The sequence below is a fragment of the Acinetobacter sp. neg1 genome (assembly GCF_000788125.1).
GTDB classification, from domain to species: domain Bacteria; phylum Pseudomonadota; class Gammaproteobacteria; order Pseudomonadales; family Moraxellaceae; genus Acinetobacter; species Acinetobacter vivianii.
Genome location: NZ_JSZD01000018.1, coordinates 37,790 through 59,749 on the forward strand (window position 1 = coordinate 37,790; position 21,960 = coordinate 59,749).

Genomic DNA, 21,960 nt, shown 5'->3' on the forward strand with positions numbered 1-21,960 from the left:
GAAATCATGTCTGAGTTAACCCAAGATCATTTATCCGAACAGCAGTACTGGATGCAACGTGCCATTGAACTGGCGCGACTTGGACAATATTCGACGAAACCAAATCCAAATGTGGGTTGTGTCATTGTCAAAGATGGACAACTGATCGGGGAAGGGTATCACCCCAAAGCAGGTCAGCCCCATGCAGAGGTCTTTGCCCTGCGTCAGGCGGGTGACCATGCCAAAGATGCAACTGCTTATGTGACATTGGAACCGTGTGCCCATTATGGTCGAACGCCGCCCTGCGCCGAAGCATTGATGAAAGCACAGGTCAAAAAAGTTGTGGTTGCATGCTCGGATCCCAATCCGTTAGTGGCTGGCAAGGGCGTTCAGATCTTGCAGAATGCAGGCATTGAAGTTGAAACGGGTATTTGTGTTGATGAGGCAAAAACGCTCAACTTTGGCTTTTTAAAAGCCATGTCGACCGGTTTACCTTATGTCCGTTTAAAAGTGGCCTCGAGTCTTGATGGGCGTACAGCAATGGCTTCGGGTGAGTCCAAATGGATTACCGGGACTGAGGCGCGTCAGGATGTCCAGCATTGGCGTGCAATATCAGGCGCCGTGATCACAGGCATTCAAACGGTGCTGGCAGATGATTGCGAGTTAAATGTTCGTGCTTTGACTGATGTTGATGTTTCAACGGTGGTACAGCCGAAACGAATCGTGTTAGATCGCCAAGGGCAACTGCCATTGTCAGCCAAGATGTTACAAAATCCTGAAACAGTGATGGTGATGACACCATTTCGTCAAGAACTTGCCGATTTAGGCGTGATACAATTGACGCCGCAACCTTTAAATCAATTATTGCAGACCTTATCTCAACAGTATCAAATTTATGATGTATTGGTTGAGGCAGGTGCAACTTTATCTACCGCCTTTTTACAGCAAGGTTTGGTTGATGAAATGATTAGTTATGTTGCACCAACTTTACTTGGTCAATCTGCCCGCGCTATGTTCAATGCTAAATTTAGTAAAATGGCAGAACAACGACGATTTGAGTTGGTCGATGTAACCCAACTTGGGCAAGACATTCGCCTGAGATTGCTCCCTATCCAAGAGTTGATATGAATCCAGAACCATCGGTTTATCACAAGCGTCGTCATGCGGCCCGTACGACTGACGAATATCTTTTTCATCAGTTAGTTCCTTATCTTGGGAATAAGCGTCGACTTTTACATTTGATTTTAGAAGCGCTTGAGATTACAGGAACGCTGAATAGCAAGAAAAAGAATCCACCGATTTTTGCGGATTTTTTTGCAGGCAGTGGGGTGGTTTCTCGTTTAGCCCGTCAAAATGGCTATCGTGTGATTGCCAATGACTGGGAGCCGTATAGCCATGCGCTGAATCATGCGATTTTGGCTTGTGTTGATGCACCTGCATTTAAAGAATTGGGTGGCTATCAAAAAGCCATTGATTATCTGAACCGTTTGCCTGAAGTCAAAGGCTGGGTCACACATAATCTATGTCCGCGCAATGATGATGTGTACGACCCTGCACGTGACCGCCTATTCTTCAAACGCCGTAACGGCATGCGTATTGATGCGATTCGTCAGCAGATTGCCACTTGGCAGGCACAGGGTGCAATTAATGATGTAGAAATGAGTGCTTTATTGGCACCGTTACTATATTCAGCAAGTTTTGTCAGTAATACCAGTGGCGTTTTCAAAAGTTTCCATCAGGGCTGGGGCGGACGTACTCAAACGGCACTGGAACGGATCGAGTCATTGTTATGGCTGACACCAAGTCGTTTCTGCGAGATCGGTGATCCTAAACGTCCTGCGGCAGAAATGTGGTGTGTCGATGCCCAGCATCTTGCCAACCAGATGAGTGGTTTTGAAGTGGATGTGGCTTATCTGGATCCGCCGTATAACCAACATGCGTATAGCAGTAATTATCATGTGTTAAATGCGCTGACCTTATGGGATCAAGTCGATTTACCTTCACCTGATACCAAAGGTTTTAAAAGCGGTATTGATCGTGCTTGGCGTAAAGAACGTCCAAGTCCTTATAACTCTTCTAAATATGCCAAAGAGGCTTATGAAAAGTTATTGGAAACCATCAATGCACGTTATATTTTGACCAGCTACTCGACCGACGGAAATATTGAACCCAAAGACTTGCTGACTGCCAATTTAAAGCGCGGTAAAGTCACCTTGTTGACCCAGGATGTACCGCGTTATCGGGTGAGTAAACAGCGTCAGTCTGAGCGGGCACGTGTACTGGAATTTATTGTGATTACCGATACGCATGCCAAGTCTGGACCACCGTTACGACAGTTGTTGGGACAGCTGTATCACTTTGCTGAACTGGGCGGGGTCGATACTACAGGGAATAGCACCCAACTGGCACTTTGGTAAAACAGGACACCACTTTTAAAAAGTGGTGTTTTTGTATTCAGTTTCTTTGTTAAATCGGATAATTAGATAAATAAAATCGGTTTATGTAATAAGTGTCTGTTTTTATAGTAAATATCTTACATTTTTTAGTCGTTTCTATGGTGTCGGTCAGTTTGGTTAAATCTGCTATTAAAAATAATGAAAATTAAAAAAGGTAAATAAAAACAATTAATTGAATTCTATTTTTGTATCCCTTTTAGTTGTTTTTACGCACCTATTTTAGAGAAAAATCTTTTGATCAATCGTTTAAAAATTTACCAAATAATATTGACCAGTTTCAAAAATAAATATAGTTTGCCGAGCTTAATTTAGGGTCTTGCCTATTTGCAGCGATGACCAAGAGAGGTTGTTATGAGTCGCTCGGAACCCACCTTATTGGGGCAATGTGTAGCCGAATTTTTTGCTACCGCAATTTTTTTATCATTTGGTATCGGTGTGGTGGCTGCACTTAAGCTTGCAGGAGCAAGTTTAGGTCTGTGGGAAATCAGCATTGTATGGGGCTTGGCAGTTGCATTGGCTGTCTATTTGTCTGCTGGTATTTCTGGGGCACATCTCAATCCTGCCGTGACCATCGCTTTGGCTCTATTTGCTGGTTTTGATAAGCGTAAAGTCCCGTTCTATATCATTGCCCAAGTCGCAGGTGCTGCGACAGGTGCACTGCTGGTATATGGGCTATATAGCAATTTATTTGTAGATTATGAACAGACGCATCACATGGTACGTGGCAGTGTAGAAAGTCTGGAGCTGGCGGGAATTTTCTCAACTTATCCGCATCATCTATTGTCGCTTGGTCAGGCTTTCATGGTCGAGATGTTTATTACCATGTTATTGTTGTGGCTGATTATGGCAATTGGTGATGACAGCAACGGCTTGCCGCGTGGTGCTTTGGCGCCGATTCTGGTGGGTTTGCTGGTTGCCGTGATTGGTGCTTCTTTTGGCCCATTGACTGGCTTTGCCATGAATCCTGCACGTGATTTTGGCCCGAAAATCGTAGCTTATTTCTCAGGCTGGGGACCAGTTGCGTTTACAGGTGGCCGTGATATTCCTTATTTCATCGTACCCATCATTGCACCGATCGTAGGTGCATGCTTAGGTGTGCTGGGCTATAAATTATTCTTTAGCCATTTTCTGATAAAGAATCAGGTTGCAACCAAAGACACAGCAGAACAGCAAGTCTCTGAAATGCAATAAATGCATGATTCAATCATGTGTAGAAAGAGGGTGGTCAGATGACCGCCCTTTTTATTTGCTTTGGGGATGCCTTGTTATCTCGGGTTCTTTGCTTTAAGGTATCTGATTCACTGTGGCAGACACTGCAATAAAGATAGGTTGAAACTCCCATGTTTACAGGCATTATTGAAAGTTTAGGTAAGGTTGAGAGCCTACAAAGTGTAGGCGGTGATGTTCGTCTACGTATCCAGACTGATTTGGACATGTCTGATGTGCATTTGGGGGATTCGATTGCCACCAATGGGATTTGCCTGACTGTGATTGAGTGGGGTGAAAACTGGTATGCGGCAGATGTTTCCCGTGAAAGCTTGAACCGTACTACGCTTGGGCAATGGAAAGTCGGACAGGCGGTGAATGTTGAAAAAGCGATGTTGCCGACCACACGTTTTGGTGGACACATTGTTAGTGGTCACGTTGATGGGCTGGGTGAGATTACGCTGGTTCGCGAAGACGCGCGTTCTCTGTACTTTGAAGTGACTGCTCCGGTTGAGCTGGCAAAATATCTGGCTGAAAAAGGTTCTGTTACGGTCGATGGCATTAGCCTCACCATTAACCATTTACGTGGCAATATTCTAAGCCTGAATTTGATTCCGCATACCGCTGAACGTACCAATATTGGCACTTGGCAGGTGGGAAGCAAAGTGAATTTAGAAGTTGATGTATTGGCACGTTATATCGAGCGTTTATTGTTAGGTGATAAGGCGGCTGAGCAGAAAACTGAATCGAATATCAGCATGGCTTTTTTAGCTGAAAACGGTTTCTTAAAATAAAAGATAAAGTATAAAAAAGCCCAGTTTAAACTGGGCTTTTTATTATTTCTCGTCCGAGAACTCACTGTTCTTCAAAATATATTCAATTTCATCTTGTGCCAGTGCATGCAGCTTGGCACGGAATACCGTCACTGCTTGCTCAATCAGGCCTTCGGCTTCAAGCTCAAGTCGGACACGGACACTTTCCAGCTCAGACAGAATCTGCTGATCATCAATGGCGATGCGCTGACCGCGTGCATAATCAATACTTGGCTGTTCTGGGTTAGTCTGGTAGCGCTCGGTCTGTTGCGCAATTTCCTGATCGATATGACCACGTAGCGCAAGTAAATTCTCGGTTTGTTGTTCAAACTGACGCGCTTCATCTGCTTGCAGTTGTGCGGCATAAGCGGCTTCAGCTGCACGTTTTTCTTCCAGTGCTTTTTCTAGCGCCAGTTGTTTGCGAATGCGTGCCTGTTCCAGCAATTCTGCTTTTAAATCTGCATAGGCTTGATCAATGCGCTGTTGAGAACGCTGTTGAGCGTTCTCCTCATTCTGTGTCCACGTTTGAATTGAGGTTTGTGGTAATAACAGATCACAGATACGTGCTAAATCTTCCTGATAGGTCTGACGAACCGCCTCAGGTGCATTTAACCAACGTTTTTTAAAATCCTGACCTACATTTAATGCCACAAGACACTCCTAAAATGATGTTTTTTATTGCCAATTTATAATTTAAATGTACGAGGTTCTATACCCAAACGTCGATACATTTTAAATTTTTCCCGCCCAATCTGTTTCGCAGTTTCATTATTTTCAATAATTTCGATAATGTGGCGAAAATCTTGAGTTTGTTCAAGTGCATGATTGTTAAAATTAAACACGATCCAATCATTGGATGGTGGTAAGTCTTTTGAAATACACACTGGACTATGCGGCTGGTCAATCCCATGCGCAATGAAACTTTTTGGATCGAAGCTCCAGAGCATCTCATCCAGTTCATTTTGCAAGTCTGGATCAGCACAGTACCACCAGATGTGGGGATGCTGGTTCAGAATCTTGCGACACAAACGGCAAGCACTTTCGACTTGCCGTTCCTGACTGTTTTCAAAGAGATAAAAACTAATTTTAGCCATTCGTTTGAACACGATTAGCCAAGAATTGCATCAATAATGGCACTGGACGACCCGTAGCACCTTTAGTGGCGCCAGATAACCACGCCGTACCTGCCACATCAAGATGCGCCCAACGGTAGTCGCGAGTGAAACGTTCGAGGAAGCAGGCCGCTGTGATTGCACCGCCGTATGGGCCACCAATATTGGCAATATCGGCAAAAGGTGAGTCGAGTAATTCTTGATACTCTTCCATCACGGGCATGCGCCATACACGGTCAAGTGACTGTTCGCCTGCCTGTTGCAAGTCTTGTGCAAGTTCATCATCTGGCGTAAATAAGCCACTGACCACTTTACCCAGTGCAACCACACATGCACCTGTAAGTGTTGCAATATCAATCACAAGGGCTGGGTTAAAGCGTTTGATATAGGTCAAGGTATCACACAGGACTAGACGACCTTCTGCATCAGTATTTAGAATTTCTACAGTTTGCCCGCTCATGGTCGTTACGATGTCACCGGGACGCGTCGCATGAGCAGATGGCATATTTTCTGCTGCGGCAATTGCACCAACCACATGAATTGGCAATTGTGCTTCACAGAGAGCCTGAATGGTTCCAAGAACTGAAGCTGCGCCGCACATATCAAATTTCATTTCATCCATGCCTAAGCCTGGTTTTAATGAAATACCGCCAGTATCAAAAGTCACACCTTTACCCACCAGCACCACAGGCGCTTGATCAATTTGGGCATTGTATTCGAGAGTAACAATACGACCCGGACGATCCGAGCCTTTGCTCACGGCAAGGAAGGCATACATGCCCAAATCAGCCATTTGCTGCTCATCCAGTACAGTGACTTTCAATAAGTCTGGATATTGTTTAGCAAGCGCAAGTGCTTGATCTGCGAGATATTCAGGGAAACAAATATTTCCAGGACGGTTACCCAGATCACGCGCAAAGTTTTGACCCGACTGAACCGCATGAATCAGCTTTAACTGTGCTTCATCTAACGTGGTCTGGCTGGCAATCAGGTGAATGGTGTCTAGCACGAACTCATTCTTTTTCGACTTAAACTCGTCATAGCCATAAGCCGCTTGCGTGAGGCTCAAGACAAATAGTGCGTGTAAATCGGCAGGTAGAGCTGAAAGATCGAGACTAATTTGTTTAAATTTATTTTGTGATGATTTGATAATGCTTTGTGCAAGTTTTGCTAATTTTGTCGCTTTTAGCTCGTCACTTTTTCCAAGCCCTAATAATTGTGTGTTGGCTTGAACAGAGACATTGGCAAGCAAGGCCAAGTTATCGTTAAAACCTGCTTTGTATTGGGTTGCGTTAAGGACGTCATCTAGATGGTTGATTTGATAAGTATTTAAGTTCTGTTGTAATTGTTCTGAATCAACCAAAATCCACAAAGATTCGCTAGACGCCTGAGTTGGGAATGCGTTTTGAAGTGTAAATTTCATTGTTTGTATAGAACCTAATGAGCAAAAAAGAAAGATAAGTCCATTAAACACTTTCAGATATGAGGTTGCAATCCGCAACAAGCGATAGGTTTTATATTTTTAACATTCGGGTAAACTAGCGTTACCTTCGATTGGTCTTTTGGAAGTATTACTTTGATTATTCGGCGTTATCTCGTCAAACAGGTGGTTTCGACATCTCTCGTCGTCATTGGTTTATTAACCATGATCATGATGGGTGGTCGTTTGATCAAGTATTTTGGCGTAGCAGCTCAAGGTCGTTTGGATGCAGGTATCTTATTTAGCATTATCGGCTATCGCTTACCTGAATTTTTAACGTTGATTCTCCCTTTAGGTTTCTTTATTGCATTAATGCTGGTATTCGGGCGTCTGTATGTCGACCATGAAATGGCAGTTTTAAATGGCAGTGGCGTCAGTCGGAATCAGTTGGCTCGTTTATTGTTGCCAATGACCGTGGTGTATCTGGTGGTACAGACCTGCTTAATGGTCTGGATGGGGCCATGGGGCTTACGTGAGTTTGAAAAATTAACCAGTACCCAAGCGGTGCGGACTGGATTTGATCTGGTGCGTCCGAAAGAGTTTATTTCTTCGGGACCTTACACCATTTATGCAGGCTCGCTTTCAGAAGACCGTAAGAACTTAAAAGATATTTTCTTCTATCAGAAAGGCAATCAGCCCGATAAACCTGATGTCATGATTCTGGCAAAAGAAGCAACACGAGTTGAAGTTGCCAATGATACTGCCAATGTAGTGGATCTCGTTCAAGGTCGTCGTTACGAGATTTATCCGAATCAACCACGTTACACGCAGGCGGAATTCCAGTCTTATCGCTTACGTTTAGAAAATGACAAAGACGTAAAATTTGAGAGTGGTGATGTTGAAGCATTATCCATGTCCAAGTTATGGGAAAAACGTGATGATCCTGTCGTGCGTAGTGAACTGGGCTGGCGTGTGTTTGGTCCATTTGTGATTATCGTGGCTTTAATGCTGGCGGTCGCATTGTCTGAGGTGAGTCCGCGACAAGGTCGTTACTACCGTTTGATTCCCGCGATCTTTATCTTTGCCAGCTTGATTGTATTATTGATTGCGATTAAGACCCGAATCAGTAAGGAAGAGCTTGATATCTGGGCTTATCCAGTGGTTCTTCTTGTTTATGCCATTGCCGCAGCAGTTTTTGCGCGAAAACAAAAACTGGCACCAAAATTTAAGAGAAGTATTCAGCGAGTGGGGTTGTGATGTTAGCACGTCGAATAGTCGCCAAACATGTGACAAAAACCACGATCCTGGCCATGCTGGGAACTACGCTGGTGTTATCTTTCTTGCAGGTTCTGTTTACCTACTTAGGTGAATTAGGCTCGCTCAAGCCCGACTATAATGCGTGGCAAGCTTTCCTGTACGTGATGTGGGGTGCGCCGCATTATCTATATGAAATCCTTCCTGTCGCAGCCTTGATTGGTTCCGTACTGGGGCTTGGGGCATTGGCATCAAACAGTGAATTGATCGTGATGCGTTCTGTCGGGATTAGCTTATGGCGAATCGTCGGCTGGGTAATGCGTTCGGCACTGTTATTGATTGTATTGTCTTTTGTTCTAAGTGAATGGGTGATTCCTTATACTAACGAGCAGGCACAAAGTATCAAGAAGCAACGTAGTGTGGCTGCGTTGGGTGAAGTCAAAGGCTACTGGACCCGTGAAGGGCAGCGTTTTATTTATATTGATTACGCCAACTCAAAAGGCCAGTTACGTAATATCCAGTCGATTGATTTTGATCAGGACTACCGTTTGCAGTCTTTTGTGAATGCTGAAAAGGGCCAGTTTGTTAAAGATGGTCAATGGACTTTAGAGCAGTCACATCAGGTTGATTTATTGGCACAAGGTAATGCCATTAAAACCGATCATGATCAACAAGCATTGGGCTTGGCATTACAGCCGAAATACGTGCATATGGTGACATTAGATCCTGAAGATTTATCACCAAGCCAGTTGATTAGTTTTATGCGCTATATGGATGAATATAGTCAGGTACCGAAAACCTATGAACTGGCGTTCTGGCAAAAAGTGACCTCGCCGTTTGCCTTGATTACGCTGGTTTTAATTGCCTGCTCGTTCATTTTTGGACCACTACGTCAACAGTCGATGGGCTTCCGTCTGGTGATTGCCTTATTTACGGGACTTGGCTTCTTCTACTTACAAGATTTCCTCGGCTATGCAAGTTTGGTCTATGCACCATCTCCAGCATGGTTTGTGCTGATGCCTGTAGTTCTCATCTTTATGGTGGGAAGTTACCTACTCTATCGTGCAAGATAATGGATCTTTCATTCATGGGCTCTATCATCGGTATTGATGAAAGCCATGAGTGAGGTCATAGAGAAATACCTTAAACTTCGGTAAAATATACCGATCAAATGATCGACAAATAGAGAGTCCATTATGACGGATGCAAATGCTGGCAAAATTCCTCACGTTCTCGTAATCATGGATGGCGTAGGACATCGTGAAGCAGTTGATGACAATGCCTTTCTGGCAGCAAAAACACCCAACCTCACGGCAATGAAAGCAAAGCATCCGAATAGTTTAATTTCTGGCTCAGGTGAAGATGTGGGCCTGCCTGATGGTCAAATGGGCAACTCTGAAGTCGGGCATATGAATCTGGGTGCAGGTCGTGTGTTGTATCAGGACTTCACTCGTATTACCAAAGACATTCGTACGGGTGCTTTTTTTGAGCATGAAGTTCTGGTGGATGCGGTTGAAAAGGCTAAAGCAGCGAATGGCGCCGTGCACGTGATGGGCTTGTTATCAGAAGGCGGTGTTCACTCGCATGAAGATCACATTGTCGCAATGTGCGAATTGGCGTTAAAACGCGGTGCAAAAGTGTATTTACATGCTTTCCTTGACGGCCGTGATACACCACCACGTAGTGCTCAACCTTCATTAGAAAAACTGGATGCCTTATTTGCACAATACCCAAATCAAGGTCGTATTGTGTCGATGATTGGCCGTTATTTCGCGATGGATCGTGACAATCGTTGGGATCGCGTTGAACAAGCGTATCGTTTAATGACGGAAGGCGAAGCCGTACGTGTCGCCAATTCAGCAGTTGAAGGTTTAGAGCAAGCCTATGCAGCCAATGAAAATGACGAGTTTGTGAAAGCAACACGTATTGGTGACACTGTCAAAGTTCAAGATGGCGATAGCATTGTTTTCATGAACTTCCGTGCCGATCGTGCTCGCGAAATCACCCGCGCTTTTGTGGAAAAAGATTTTGCTGGTTTTGAACGTAAAGTGGTGCCGAATTTATCTAAATTTGTCATGTTGACGCGTTATCAGGCCAGCATTGATGCACCAGTTGCGTATATGCCAGAAGGCCTTAAAAACTCGATTGGTGAATACCTGTCTGATTTGGGTAAAACCCAATTGCGTATTGCTGAAACTGAGAAATATGCGCATGTGACTTTCTTCTTCAGCGGCGGTCGTGAAGATGAATATCCAGGTGAAAAGCGTATCTTGATTCCATCACCGAATGTTGCAACTTATGACTTAAAGCCTGAAATGAGCGCTTATGAAGTGACAGATGAGTTGGTGAATGCCATTAATTCAGGTGAGTTTGACTTGTTGGTGGTGAACTATGCCAACGGTGATATGGTCGGGCATACGGGTGTGTTTGATGCGGCGGTAAAAGCGGTTGAAACGGTGGATACCTGCTTGGGTCGTGTTTACGATGCCGTGATGGCAAACAAAGGACACATGTTAATTACTGCGGATCATGGTAATGTAGAGCAAATGCAAGACTATGACAGTGGACAGGTTCATACCCAACACACCACTGAGCTGGTGCCATTTATTTATGTTGGCCCAACTCAGGCAACGATTGCGGAAGGTGGTGTATTGGCTGATGTGGCACCAACATTACTGCATTTAATGCACATTCCTGTACCGCCAGAAATGCAGGGTAAGAACTTAATTACTTTAAAATAAGGTGAAGCAATGACCCAGCACAACAACATTTACCGAGCCTTATGTGCAAGTTTGTTGATGTGTTGGGGGCATAGTATTTATGCGGCACCGATTACGCATTCATCGGGATGGACGGAAGATGCGCCTCCGACGGCTGAAGTCCCGATTGAATCGATTCAACAATTTGTCCAGATCTACGGTATTGTTAAAGATAACTATGTCGATAAGAAGTCGGACGATGCATTATTTCAGCAGTCAATCAAAGGGTTGGTCAGTGGTTTAGACCGTTATTCCCGTTATCTCTCGGCAGAAGAATATCGTCAACTGATTCAATATACCGAAGGGGATTTGGCCTCTGTCGATTTTAATTTAAATTATGATGCGCATTCTAAATCTTGGCAGATTCAGGATTTAAAAGCAGGTTCTGACTCGAGTAAGCTGGGTTTACGTAATGGACAAGCCATTGTTAAAGTGGACAATCAGGAATTAAAAAATCTCAATAAAGATCAGGTGCAAGGCCTGCTGTATGGCTCAATTGGTAGTACCGTACAGATCCAGCCAGAGAATAATAACAGTACCACCATTCTAGTCAGAAACAAGAAAGTAGAAACCGATATTGAACCTGTTTTAATGCATAATCAGGTACTTGTACTTAAAATTAGAGTTTTCCAGCAAGACACCGCCAATGAAATTAAGCGTTTAATCGAAGAATATAGTTCAGCCAAACTTAAGGCCGTTGTTCTGGATTTACGTAATAATCCCGGTGGTCTATTGTCTGCCGCAGTTGAGTCAGCGGATTTGTTCCTGAATCAGGGACTGATTGTGACCACCAAAAGCCGTTCGGAAGGCGATCAACAATTTCAGGCTTTACCTTCCTTTGAATTTCAAAATCTGAAACTGGGTATTTTAATTAATAAACGCTCAGCCTCGGCTGCTGAGGTTTTTACCGCTGCCTTGAAAGAACATAAGCGAGCTTGGGTTGTGGGTGAAAATAGTTATGGTAAAGGTGTGGTGCAGAAACTGTTTCCTTTACCGAGCGGCGCTGCCTTGCAAATGACGGTATCGCATTACTACACCCCTAATGGCAACATGATTGAAGGGCAAGGGATTCAACCGAATCAGATTTCGCCTTTAGCACCTGAAATGAAAGAAGATACTTATCTTGAACATGTCACTGATCTGGTGTTAAAAAGCCGATACTAAAAAATAAAGCTCCTTTTTAAGGAGCTTTATTTTTAAAGATTATTCGTCATCTTCGGTATCTAAACCAAATTTTTTCAGGCGATAGCGTAAAGAACGGAAGGTCATTCCCAACTTTTTCGCCGCTAAAGTGCGATTCCAATGCGTCAGATTCAGCGCATTTAGAAGAATTTCTTTTTCGATATTTTCTAAATAGCGTTCTAAGCCTTCAGGTGGAAGCTTTTTCGAACTCATTGTTGGGCTAGCAGAATGTTGTGGGGTTTCCACTTCTTCTGGGGTCGTATTGGCAAATGAAGGTGCTGGATGTGCAATTGAGCTGCGTAATGGAGCCGTTTGCAAATGGGCCAGATCAATCGATTCATCATCGCTTAGTGTCATTGCACGTTCAATGATATTGCGTAGTTCACGCACATTTCCCGGGAAATATTGCTGTAATAAGAACTGCTCTGCACGAGAGGAAAGCGTCTTAACAGAGACTTCCCATTCCTGACTAATCTTTTGAATAAAATGATTGGCCAGTAGCAGAATATCCTGACCGCGCTCACGTAATGGCGGCAAGACCAGATCCATGACATGAATACGGAAGAACAAATCTTGTCGGAATCGGCCTTGTTGGACGAGCATTTCAAGATCTTGATGGCTGGCACTAATCACACGGAAATCGACATCAATTTCCTGATCTGAACCGACAGGGCGAATTTTCTTTTCCTGTACAGCACGTAGTAGTTTGACTTGCATATTTAAAGGCAATTCAGCAATTTCATCTAGAAATAAACTACCGCCGTGCGCAGAAAGAATTAAGCCTTGCTTATCCTGTGTTGCACCAGTAAAGCTGCCTTTCTTGTGTCCAAATAACTCGCTTTCCATCAATTCAGTTGGAATCGCACCGCAGTTAATGGCAATAAAAGGCCCTTCGCTACGGTTACTTAAACGATGCACCAGATTGGCAACCACTTCTTTACCTGTGCCTGATTCACCTGTAATGAATACAGGCGCCTGTGAGCGCGCAATCTTCTTTAACGCAATACGAAGTTGCTGGATTGGTGCTGAACGTCCAATCAGAAGCTTATTTTCTAAAGCGGTTTCAGCAGCTTCCTGTTCAGGCTGTGGTCGATTCAAAGCTTTCTGGATCAACTGATCCAAGTGCATTTGATTCACGGGTTTGCTGACAAAATCAAACGCACCTGCTTTGAGTGCTGCGATTGCAATGTCCATGTTGCCATAGGCCGTTAGAACGGCAATCGGCGTGTTGGGATAGTTTTGGGTCACATGTTTGACCAAATCTAAACCGTTACCATCTGGCAGGTTTAAATCTGTTAAGCATGCATCATACTGGAACTCAGTAAAGAATTTTTTTGCCTGTTCGACACGATAAGCGATATGTGTCTTGATGCCCATGCGCGCAAGCGTCATCTGCATTAAAAGACATAAGTCCTCTTCATCGTCTACGAGCAAGACGAGTGGTTGTTTTGTTGCCATTTCCCCGAAAAACCTAATCTAATCTATGAATTTTGAGCATTCCATCCTGAAACATGCTCCTTGTTGTCGCTCTATATAGGTGAGCTTTGCATGATTCGCCTCACAAAATGTGTGAGACAAGTACAATCCTAAACCAGTTCCTTTAATTTCGGTACTAAAAAATGGTTTGAATAACTGAGAAATATCCCGTTTTGAGACACCCATCCCAAAATCGATGACATCAATGCAGATTCGACCTTCTTTTTCATGCACATCCACTTCGATAAAAGGGGCATCTGTTGCGTTATGGCGTAACGCATTACGGATCAGATTAATCAGTACCTGACGTAATTGTTTTTCATCAAATATGATCACAGTCTGTTCTACTAGTTTTAGCTGGATCATCTGTTTTGCGTCAGCCAGATCTTCATTCAATAAACTTTCAAAGAACGGGGTGAGCTGGATGGGTTGTGCTTCTGTCGGTCTATTGCGAGCCATCGCCAAAGTATCTTGGACAATGCTATCAATGCGTTTGGCTTGCTTGCTAATCATCCGTGACAGCATCTCTTGCTGATGTGCATCACTGTCTTTTAGGAGTTCATTGGCCTGTACAATTGCGGCCAATGGATTGCGAATTTCATGGGCAATACTGGCAGAAAGTTGTCCTAATGCCGCCAACTTGAGTTGCTGTACCTGCTGGGTTAATTTTTGTGCGTCTTTTAAGATCAACAAGACCAGTGCCTGCTCGGGCACAATCAAATGTTTGACTCGAACATGAACTGTATACGGGCTTTGTTGCGATTCAAAACTAAACTCTTCACCGTCCTTTAAATCACTAAACTTAATCAGTTCAAATAGATCTGGCTGCAACTTGATCAATGGTGTTTTTTCAAGAGAAACAGGAAGATAAATACCCAGTAATGTATTGGCCGCCGGATTGGTCAAGACAATATGATTACTTTCATCCAGTACCAAATAACCGTCTTCAATTTGCTCGAGAATATAACGGTTAATATTTTGCAGCTGATGAATTTCAATCGATTGATGGAAAGTAAGGGTTTCTAAAATTTTAAAACGTTGAACTGCAATTCGGCCAATGGCATGCACAACAAAAAATAAAAAAGCCAGAAAAACACTATTGCCAAGATGAGTTAAGTTGATTGCATCAAAAAAATCACCTAAAAAGCGCTGGTATACCACCATGATGACGGCAAATAGGGTAATGATCAGCGATAGCTGTGAATTTAATAAAATGGCTGAGGAGAAAATAATGATGACATACAGCAAGCTGAGTTGCAGGTTTGGCCCACCGGATGAAAATGTGATTAAACTCAAGCAGATGACATCAATCAGGAAGATAATAATCAGCTGTCTGGACACTTGTACAGGGACTAAGTGCAAGATAAAAAGCTGAATGATATTTAGTGTGATATACGCGATCAGGGTATAAAAATATAAAGCTGGATAAATATAATTGGCGCTTAATTGCTCAGCGGTCAATAAATAAATCAGCAGCAGGCTAACGGCGATAATCAGCCGATAGCCGCTATACCAAACGCCCAGTCGATAGACGGTCTGAGAGACCGATGATGCAATTTTCCCTAACATAGGCGTTGACTATTATTTTAAGAATTTTAAGGTTTAATCAGTCCATAGCGTATCGCAAGATGCGTCAGTTTGACATCACTATCAATCGCCAGTTTTTCAAAAATACGATAGCGATAAGTATTTACGGTCTTCACGCTGACAAATAATTTATCTGCAATTTCCTGTGCGCTGATACAGTTGACCACCATCATTGCCACCTGCATTTCACGTTCTGACAATGCATCAAAAGGAGATTGCTGGGTATCAGAAAGATAGGAGCTGGCCAGTTGCTCGGCAATATCTGCACTGAAATACTTGCCGCCTTGCATGACTTTATTAATCGCACGAACCATTTCAGAAATTGGCGCACCTTTGGTGATATAGCCTTTTGCACCTGCTTTGAGTAAAAGGGATGGGTAGGGCTCTTCCGCCAGACCGCTGACAGCAATGACCTTGGTTTCAGGCGCACTCTGCAATAAACGTCGCGTTGTCTCAACTCCACCAATGCCAGGCATATTCACGTCTAGCAATACCACTTGGGGATGTTTCTGGCGAACCAGCGCAATCGCTTCTTCTCCAGACTCAGCTTGTCCGATCACCTCAACATCGGGGTGGTCTTCCAGCATACGGCAAATCCCTGTGCGCACGAGTTCATGATCATCAACAACGAGAACAGTGATCAAGAAGACCTCCTTTTTTCAAAAACACTGGTTTTTTGTTACATAAAGCAAAATTAGCTTGCAATGAAACGACAAAATTAGCAATCCTATTCTTCGTTTCTAGCGAATAGTTGTACACAATTGTGTCTACAAAAGCTTTACCCGATTTGTTCAAATGTAAGGCATAATGGTGGTAAGCGCAAATGTGCAGCGTCCTGAGTTGAGTATTGTGTCGTGAAAAATTCTAAAAAATCTATCATGCATGTTCTAAGCATGTCTATCTTGTTGGCGTGGAGTTCAACAAGTTTTGCTGAACTGGTTGTGAATAACAATCCAGCTTCTTCGCGTGCGAGTGGTTCAGCAACATTAAACTGGTCTGCAAGTGATGCGAGCCAGTTAATGGAAGATGATGAACCCTTAGAGATTGGCCCTCAAGGTTCAACCTCTGTGACCACAACAGTGCGTAACAGTGGTTCAGCATCAATTACATCAAGTGCACCTCAGCAGTCGACACAGATTCGCGATACGTTTGGCTATAGCAGCCAGCCGTCAGTGAATGCACGTGCTGCTCTGGTCATGGATGCACAAACAGGTGAGGTGTTGTACAGCAAAAACAGTAACATGTCGGTTCCGATTGCTTCAATTACCAAATTGATGACGGCCGTAGTGACTGCTGATGCGCGCTTAAACATGTCAGAAGAAATTACCCTTGAGTCAATTGACTTTGCGGGTGCGGGTGGTAAAAACTCAAGCTCAACTTTACGTGCTGGCGATAAGATGAATCGCGCAGAAGCATTGTTATTTGCTTTGATGAAGTCTGAAAATCCAGCGGCAGCTGCATTGGCGCGTACTTATCCAGGTGGTCGTCCTGCATTTATTGCAGCGATGAATGCCAAAGCGAGGCAATTGGGCATGACTTCGACACGTTATGCTGAGTCAACAGGACTTGATCCACATAATGTCTCTTCTGCACGTGATTTAGGAATTTTAGTTAGTACTGCTTCACAATACGGTCTTATCCGTCAATTCTCAACCACACCAACCTATGACTTTAATCTAGGCTACCGTGTACTCAAGTCAAATAATACCAATGCTTTAGTCCGTAACGGCGGCTGGAACATTAACCTGTCAAAAACAGGTTATATCAATGAAGCTGGTCGTTGTGTCGTAATGCATACGACTGTGAATTCGCGTCCAGCGGTTGTGGTGTTATTGGGTGCGCCAAGTTCGCAAGCACGTAATAGTGATGCAACCAATTTATTAAGCTGGTTAAGCACTTTGCCAAAACGTGTTTAATCCCACTTGATGTAAAAAAACGCTTCATAATGAAGCGTTTTTTTATCGTTAAAATTTACTTATCTTATATGAACGCATAAAAAAACCAGTTGCAGGCAACTGGTTTTTTTATTTCAGAATGTATGCTTACATATTTGAAAGAATCGAGTCTTTAACCTGATCCATTGTTGCATCAATTGACAACATCACTGCATCAGCACATTGCTTGATTGCAGTATCTGGATCTTTTAAGCCGTTACCTGTCACGGTACATACAATCACAGAACCTTCAGCAATTTTACCTGCCTTGATGTCACGGATTGCACCGCCAATTGAAGCGGCAGAAGCAGGTTCTACAAATACGCCTTCGTACATTGAAAGTAAGCGCTGTGCTTCCAAGATTTCGCTGTCTTGAAGCTCATCGAACCAGCCTTTAGAGTCACGTACTACTGCTTTAGCATGGTTCCAGCTCTGTGGATTACCGATACGGATTGCAGTTGCAACTGTTTCAGGATTTTCAACAGGTGCACCACGTAAGAATGGTGCAGCGCCAGAAGCTTGGTAACCAACCATGGTTGGTAGGCCTTCTGGTTTAGGACCTGTGAACTGATCTGTAGCCGCATCATAAATGACTTGTTCGAACTGATCCGCAGGTTGGTTTGCTACAGCTTCGGTATAACCCATCCAGTGTGCGGTGATGTTACCCGCGTTACCGACAGGCAAGCAGTGATAATCAGGTGCACGACCCAATGCTTCTACGATTTCATAAGCAATGGTTTTTTGACCTTGCAAACGATACGGGTTGATCGAGTTTACAATCGTTACAGGTGCCTGATCAGCAACTTCTTTGACCAAACGCATACCATCGTCGAAGTTACCACGAATTTGCATGGTGATGGCGCCGTACATCATTGCCTGCGCCATTTTACCCATCGCAATTTTGCCTTCCGGGATCAAGACGAATGCTTTGATACCTGCACGAGCTGCATAGGCTGCCGCTGCTGCTGAAGTATTACCTGTAGATGCACAGATAATCGCTTTAGAGCCTTCTTCAACTGCTTTGGTCACCGCCATGGTCATACCACGGTCTTTAAAAGAACCAGTTGGGTTCAGACCTTCGTATTTCACATAGATTTCGACGTTTTTGCCAATAATACGTGGAATGTTCTCTAGTTTAATCAGTGGAGTATTACCTTCACCTAAAGAAATTGCGCGCGTAGTTGCAGACACAGGTAAACGGTCACGATAACGATCTACAAGACCAGTATAACGATTGGCATTCGACATGATGGTGTTCCAATATAAGGTAGAGAAAAAATCCCGCTCAACAAGCTCCCTTTCAAAAGAGAGCAGTTCCATTCTTGAGTGAAGAAGGGTGAGGGGATTTAAACTGATTAACTATCGAGCGATTCTAAACGAATTCTCACGATTTCGCCACGAATTGCAGGTAATGCTTGAATTTGTGCAAGCGCTTCGTCCATTTTAGATTCAACGATCGGATCTGTTAAAATCACGATTGGAATCAGGTCTTTTAAGCGTGATTGCTGCATGATGGCATCAATACTGATGCCTGCACGGCTAAGAATAGTAGTCACATCTGCCAATACACCCGTTTGGTCTTCAGCATTCAGGCGAATGTAATAACCCGTGGTCATTTCTTCGCGACTGAGGATTGGCACATTGGTGAGTGCTTCAAAGGCAAGTTGAGGAATTGTTCCGGCGCCATCTTCGGTATACGAAATATCACGTACGATATCAATCACATCAGCAACGACAGCAGAGGCGGTCGGGCCTGCACCTGCGCCAGCACCATAATAAAGTGTTGGACCAACGGCATTGGCTTGAACCAAGACGGCATTTTTCACGCCATTGACATTGGCAATCAATTCTTCCGCAGGGATCAAGGTTGGGTGTACACGTAGCTCAATACCTTTGTCAGCGCGACGTGCAATACCTAAGTGCTTGATACGGAAACCAAGTTCTTCTGCATATTTCACATCTTGAGCGGTGATTTTGCTGATGCCTTCGGTATAGACCTTATTGAACTGTAAAGGAATACCAAATGCACATGAAGCCAAAATGGTGAGTTTATGTGCCGCATCAATGCCTTCAACATCAAAGGTAGGATCAGCTTCAGCATAACCAAGTTCTTGCGCTTCTTTTAACACATCTTCAAAGGCACGACCTTTTTCACGCATTTCAGTCAGAATGAAGTTGCCTGTACCGTTAATGATGCCAGCAAGCCATTCGATATGGTTGGCTGCAAGACCTTCACGGATGACTTTAATGATTGGGATACCGCCAGCAACTGCTGCTTCATAAGCAATCTGCACAGCGTTGTCTTCTGCTGCCTTAAATAGCTCATTACCATGTTCAGCAAGTAACGCTTTGTTGGCTGTCACGACCTGTTTGCCATGTTTAATGGCTTCCATGATGACTTCATAAGCAGGATGAATACCACCCATGACTTCGACCACTACATCAACATCAGGTTGACGTACGATCTCCATCAAGTCATCACTTTGTTTGATCCCTTCGAGTTGTAAATCTGGACGTGGACGGCGTGTGCCTACGTGTGTAATTTGAATTTCTCGACCGGTACGGCGTTTAATTTCCGCAGCATTTTCTTGTAGTAATTTAAGGGCTCCACCACCTACAGTACCAAGACCGAGTATCGCCAGACGAACTGGTTTCACGTCACACTCCATTATATTCAATCATTTTAATGAAGCTTGATCATAGCTAAAAAAATGCAGAGACACTAGGGCTAAGATCATCTTTAATCTGTCGCCCGAGTCTTTGTGATTTTGAAAAGGATTTTTAGCTTATTTGTTTAAGCGTTGAACAATTTCTTCTGGTGTCATGTAGCCACCTAAATATTCACCTTCAACGTTATAAATCGCTGGTGTGCCATTTACGCCCATGTTCAGACCCAATTGGTATTGATCACGGACTGGATTCTTACATTCTGCTGCATTTACAGCTACACCTTGAGTTGCTTGCTCAAATGCCGCCTTACGATCTTTGCTACACCAGATTGCCTGCATAGTTGGCATGAATTGTTCGCCACGTGGCCATGCGATATAACGCACTTCAATTCCTTTGGCATTAATTTCAGCCAAGTGTTCATGCAGTTTATGGCAATACGGACAGCTTGAATCGGTGAACACATAAATCACGTGCTTGGCTTTACCCCCTTGTGCAGGGTAAACGATCAAGTCTTCAGTTTTGAGTGAAGCTAAATGCTTTTTATTTTCTGTTGCTTGTAATGCATCGCTCACATTATGCAGTTGTTTGTCACCTAAACGCACCACATCACCTTGAATAATGTACTGGCCATCAGCGGTGGTGTAGACTGAACCCATCCCTTCCAGACTTACCCAGAACAGGTTAGGTACTTCAGTTTTTTTGACTGCAAGAATTTTGGCATTGATGTTGGCTGTCTTGAAATGTTTTTCTAATGTAGACACTAAACGCTGCTGTGCATTGCGTTCATTTAAGGTTGAAGCTTCACCTGTCGCAGGTGCACTTGCTGTGAGTGCATCTTGTTTTTGTGCTGAATTTTCTTTTGAGCAAGCACTGACTAATAATGTTGATGCTAATGTACAAGCAATTACAAGCTGAGACCGAGTAAACAACATATAGAACCTTTTTGTACGTATTTAAGGGCTTTAGCATAACAAAAAAAATGAATCACTTCGTTAAATCTTGCTGATGCTGTGTGAACGGAATCAAGTTTTAGCCTGATCCAAGACAGAAGGTCGTTTTAACCCCGTGGATGGTATTTACCATGTAACTCTTGCATACGGTGTTGCGCCACATGGGTATAAATTTGTGTGGTGGAAAGATCGCTATGACCCAGTAACATCTGTACCACACGTAAATCGGCCCCGTGATTGAGTAAATGAGTTGCAAAGGCATGGCGTAAGGTGTGTGGTGATAACTCGGCTTGAATATTGGCTTGTAAGGCATAGCGTTTAATCGCATACCAGAAATTCTGACGACTCATGATGCCGCCGTGTTGAGTCAGAAATAAATAATCGGTACTGCTTTTATACAGTTGCGGGCGCGATTCCATCAAATATTTTTCAATCCAGTCACAGGCAAATTGACCCAAGGGCACCAGACGTTCTTTATTCCCTTTACCTGTAATCCGTAAGTAGCCTTGTTTTAAATTGATCAGTTCAAGTTTCAGGTTGAGTAATTCTGATACGCGTAATCCACAGGCATACAGTACTTCGAACATGGCACGATCGCGTAGACCGAGTGCAGTGTTGGTATCAGGTGCATTAATTAAGGCTTCAACATCTTGCTCAGACAGATCTTTTGGCAAGGCTCGACCAATTTTAGGAGAATGATGTGTCGCAACGGGATTATCGTCCCTGAGTTTTTGTTCTCGTAAAAATTTATAAAATTGTCTCAAGGCAGAAAGACAGCGTGCAATGGAGCGGGGACTTTTACCAGCTTTGGTCAGGGCAATCAGCACATCTGCAATATCGTCACTGGACCATTCTGGTAAGGCTATTTTTTGATGTAATTCACTACATTGGATCAGGTCAGATAAATAAGCATTACGGGTATGCGGGCTCACCGTTTGAGCAACTAAATAATCACGAAAGCCCTGTAAAAATCCGAGATGTTCTGGAATATTAATGGCTGCAGGAATTCGCGGTTTTTTATTTAACATAATGGAGTTACTGAACTTTCTTGTTTTGCACTGTAAAAGAAAAATGAATTGTTGTCGATCTGTCAAAAGCGTAAATGCCATTGAGATTGTTTTTGGTAATTATTCTCATTTGCTTGTATACTATAATAAAGAGAG

Annotated in this window: 19 protein-coding genes; 9 read left to right on the top strand and 10 right to left on the bottom strand. The window is 43.6% G+C overall.

Annotated elements, in window-relative coordinates:
* Window positions 1–6 precede the first annotated feature (6 nt).
* The 4 genes from ribD to PJ15_RS14095 all read left to right on the top strand — a co-directional run bounded on the left by ribD (window position 7) and on the right by PJ15_RS14095 (window position 4,435).
* Window positions 7–1,107: a bifunctional diaminohydroxyphosphoribosylaminopyrimidine deaminase/5-amino-6-(5-phosphoribosylamino)uracil reductase RibD gene (gene ribD / locus PJ15_RS14080; protein ID WP_047431838.1), complete on the top strand. Its 1,101-nt coding sequence runs from the start codon at window positions 7–9 to the stop codon at window positions 1,105–1,107.
* Window positions 1,104–2,396: a DNA adenine methylase gene (locus tag PJ15_RS14085; protein ID WP_004773949.1), complete on the top strand. Its 1,293-nt coding sequence runs from the start codon at window positions 1,104–1,106 to the stop codon at window positions 2,394–2,396. The genes ribD and PJ15_RS14085 overlap by 4 nt, the downstream gene beginning before the upstream one ends.
* A 390-nt stretch (window positions 2,397–2,786) precedes the next feature.
* On the top strand, window positions 2,787–3,626 hold the full coding sequence (locus PJ15_RS14090; protein WP_004773950.1) for an MIP/aquaporin family protein: 840 nt from the start codon (window positions 2,787–2,789) through the stop codon (window positions 3,624–3,626).
* A gap of 149 nt (window positions 3,627–3,775) precedes the next feature.
* Window positions 3,776–4,435 carry a riboflavin synthase gene (locus tag PJ15_RS14095; protein ID WP_004773951.1) on the top strand — a complete coding sequence of 220 codons (660 nt, stop codon included), beginning with the start codon at window positions 3,776–3,778 and terminating at the stop codon, window positions 4,433–4,435.
* 42 nt (window positions 4,436–4,477) lie between these two features.
* Here the strand turns inward: PJ15_RS14095 and PJ15_RS14100 are convergent, their stop codons facing one another.
* The 3 genes from PJ15_RS14100 to PJ15_RS14110 are packed head-to-tail and all read right to left on the bottom strand — an operon-like array spanning window position 4,478 to window position 6,988.
* Entirely contained in the window at window positions 4,478–5,104 is a 627-nt protein-coding gene (locus tag PJ15_RS14100; protein WP_047431842.1) for a hypothetical protein, read from the bottom strand.
* A 35-nt stretch (window positions 5,105–5,139) separates the two neighbouring features.
* Window positions 5,140–5,547, bottom strand: coding sequence for a DNA polymerase III subunit chi (locus tag PJ15_RS14105; protein ID WP_047431845.1), 408 nt, complete (start codon window positions 5,545–5,547; stop codon window positions 5,140–5,142).
* Window positions 5,540–6,988, bottom strand: a complete 1,449-nt coding sequence (locus PJ15_RS14110; protein ID WP_047431846.1) for a leucyl aminopeptidase — start codon at window positions 6,986–6,988, stop codon at window positions 5,540–5,542. The genes PJ15_RS14105 and PJ15_RS14110 overlap by 8 nt, the downstream gene beginning before the upstream one ends.
* A 153-nt stretch (window positions 6,989–7,141) precedes the next feature.
* Here PJ15_RS14110 and lptF point away from each other — a divergent pair, with 153 nt between their 5' ends.
* The 4 genes from lptF to PJ15_RS14130 all read left to right on the top strand — a co-directional run bounded on the left by lptF (window position 7,142) and on the right by PJ15_RS14130 (window position 12,162).
* The gene (gene lptF, locus PJ15_RS14115; protein ID WP_004773955.1) at window positions 7,142–8,242 is read left to right on the top strand and encodes an LPS export ABC transporter permease LptF; all 1,101 of its coding nucleotides are present in this window, start codon (window positions 7,142–7,144) and stop codon (window positions 8,240–8,242) included.
* A complete protein-coding gene (gene lptG, locus PJ15_RS14120; protein ID WP_004773956.1) occupies window positions 8,242–9,312 on the top strand; it encodes an LPS export ABC transporter permease LptG in 1,071 nt (356 codons plus the stop codon). Before lptF ends, lptG begins: the two co-directional genes overlap by 1 nt.
* Before the next feature lie 123 nt (window positions 9,313–9,435).
* Window positions 9,436–10,980, top strand: a complete 1,545-nt coding sequence (gene gpmI / locus PJ15_RS14125) for a 2,3-bisphosphoglycerate-independent phosphoglycerate mutase (protein WP_047431849.1) — start codon at window positions 9,436–9,438, stop codon at window positions 10,978–10,980.
* A 9-nt stretch (window positions 10,981–10,989) separates the two neighbouring features.
* Window positions 10,990–12,162, top strand: a complete 1,173-nt coding sequence (locus tag PJ15_RS14130) for a S41 family peptidase (RefSeq protein ID WP_047431852.1) — start codon at window positions 10,990–10,992, stop codon at window positions 12,160–12,162.
* A 39-nt stretch (window positions 12,163–12,201) separates the two neighbouring features.
* Here PJ15_RS14130 and PJ15_RS14135 read toward each other — a convergent pair whose 3' ends face one another.
* The 3 genes from PJ15_RS14135 to PJ15_RS14145 are packed head-to-tail and all read right to left on the bottom strand — an operon-like array spanning window position 12,202 to window position 15,887.
* Window positions 12,202–13,638, bottom strand: a complete 1,437-nt coding sequence (locus PJ15_RS14135) for a sigma-54-dependent transcriptional regulator (RefSeq protein ID WP_004773959.1) — start codon at window positions 13,636–13,638, stop codon at window positions 12,202–12,204.
* Window positions 13,639–13,656: 18 nt separating this feature from the next.
* Window positions 13,657–15,225: a sensor histidine kinase gene (locus PJ15_RS14140; RefSeq protein WP_047431854.1), complete on the bottom strand. Its 1,569-nt coding sequence runs from the start codon at window positions 15,223–15,225 to the stop codon at window positions 13,657–13,659.
* Window positions 15,226–15,251: 26 nt separating this feature from the next.
* Window positions 15,252–15,887, bottom strand: a complete 636-nt coding sequence (locus PJ15_RS14145) for a response regulator (RefSeq protein ID WP_004773961.1) — start codon at window positions 15,885–15,887, stop codon at window positions 15,252–15,254.
* Between the two features lie 210 nt (window positions 15,888–16,097).
* Between PJ15_RS14145 and pbpG the strand changes: the two genes are divergently transcribed.
* Entirely contained in the window at window positions 16,098–17,159 is a 1,062-nt protein-coding gene (gene pbpG / locus PJ15_RS14150) for a D-alanyl-D-alanine endopeptidase PBP7/8 (RefSeq protein ID WP_123773889.1), read from the top strand.
* A gap of 126 nt (window positions 17,160–17,285) precedes the next feature.
* Here the strand turns inward: pbpG and thrC are convergent, their stop codons facing one another.
* From thrC to xerD, 4 genes are all read right to left on the bottom strand, one after another.
* A complete protein-coding gene (gene thrC / locus PJ15_RS14155) occupies window positions 17,286–18,425 on the bottom strand; it encodes a threonine synthase (RefSeq protein WP_004656353.1) in 1,140 nt (379 codons plus the stop codon).
* 107 nt (window positions 18,426–18,532) lie between these two features.
* A complete protein-coding gene (locus tag PJ15_RS14160) occupies window positions 18,533–19,834 on the bottom strand; it encodes a homoserine dehydrogenase (protein WP_004773963.1) in 1,302 nt (433 codons plus the stop codon).
* 129 nt (window positions 19,835–19,963) lie between these two features.
* Complete coding sequence (locus PJ15_RS14165; RefSeq protein ID WP_004773965.1) at window positions 19,964–20,779, bottom strand: DsbC family protein; 816 nt, start codon at window positions 20,777–20,779, stop codon at window positions 19,964–19,966.
* Window positions 20,780–20,904: 125 nt separating this feature from the next.
* Complete coding sequence (xerD, locus tag PJ15_RS14170) at window positions 20,905–21,825, bottom strand: site-specific tyrosine recombinase XerD (protein WP_004773966.1); 921 nt, start codon at window positions 21,823–21,825, stop codon at window positions 20,905–20,907.
* Between the last annotated feature and the right edge of the window lie 135 nt (window positions 21,826–21,960).

Excerpts from the sequence above, each read along its gene's own strand:
- ribD (WP_047431838.1), top strand. The coding sequence starts at position 7 with ATGTCTGAGTTAACCCAAGATCATTTATCCGAACAGCAGTACTGGATG.
- PJ15_RS14085 (WP_004773949.1), top strand. The coding sequence starts at position 1,104 with ATGAATCCAGAACCATCGGTTTATCACAAGCGTCGTCATGCGGCCCGT.
- PJ15_RS14090 (WP_004773950.1), top strand. The coding sequence starts at position 2,787 with ATGAGTCGCTCGGAACCCACCTTATTGGGGCAATGTGTAGCCGAATTT.
- PJ15_RS14095 (WP_004773951.1), top strand. The coding sequence starts at position 3,776 with ATGTTTACAGGCATTATTGAAAGTTTAGGTAAGGTTGAGAGCCTACAA.
- PJ15_RS14105 (WP_047431845.1), bottom strand. The coding sequence starts at position 5,547 with ATGGCTAAAATTAGTTTTTATCTCTTTGAAAACAGTCAGGAACGGCAA.
- PJ15_RS14110 (WP_047431846.1), bottom strand. The coding sequence starts at position 6,988 with ATGAAATTTACACTTCAAAACGCATTCCCAACTCAGGCGTCTAGCGAA.
- lptG (WP_004773956.1), top strand. The coding sequence starts at position 8,242 with ATGTTAGCACGTCGAATAGTCGCCAAACATGTGACAAAAACCACGATC.
- gpmI (WP_047431849.1), top strand. The coding sequence starts at position 9,436 with ATGACGGATGCAAATGCTGGCAAAATTCCTCACGTTCTCGTAATCATG.
- PJ15_RS14130 (WP_047431852.1), top strand. The coding sequence starts at position 10,990 with ATGACCCAGCACAACAACATTTACCGAGCCTTATGTGCAAGTTTGTTG.
- PJ15_RS14135 (WP_004773959.1), bottom strand. The coding sequence starts at position 13,638 with ATGGCAACAAAACAACCACTCGTCTTGCTCGTAGACGATGAAGAGGAC.
- PJ15_RS14140 (WP_047431854.1), bottom strand. The coding sequence starts at position 15,225 with ATGTTAGGGAAAATTGCATCATCGGTCTCTCAGACCGTCTATCGACTG.
- thrC (WP_004656353.1), bottom strand. The coding sequence starts at position 18,425 with ATGTCGAATGCCAATCGTTATACTGGTCTTGTAGATCGTTATCGTGAC.
- PJ15_RS14165 (WP_004773965.1), bottom strand. The coding sequence starts at position 20,779 with ATGTTGTTTACTCGGTCTCAGCTTGTAATTGCTTGTACATTAGCATCA.
- xerD (WP_004773966.1), bottom strand. The coding sequence starts at position 21,825 with ATGTTAAATAAAAAACCGCGAATTCCTGCAGCCATTAATATTCCAGAA.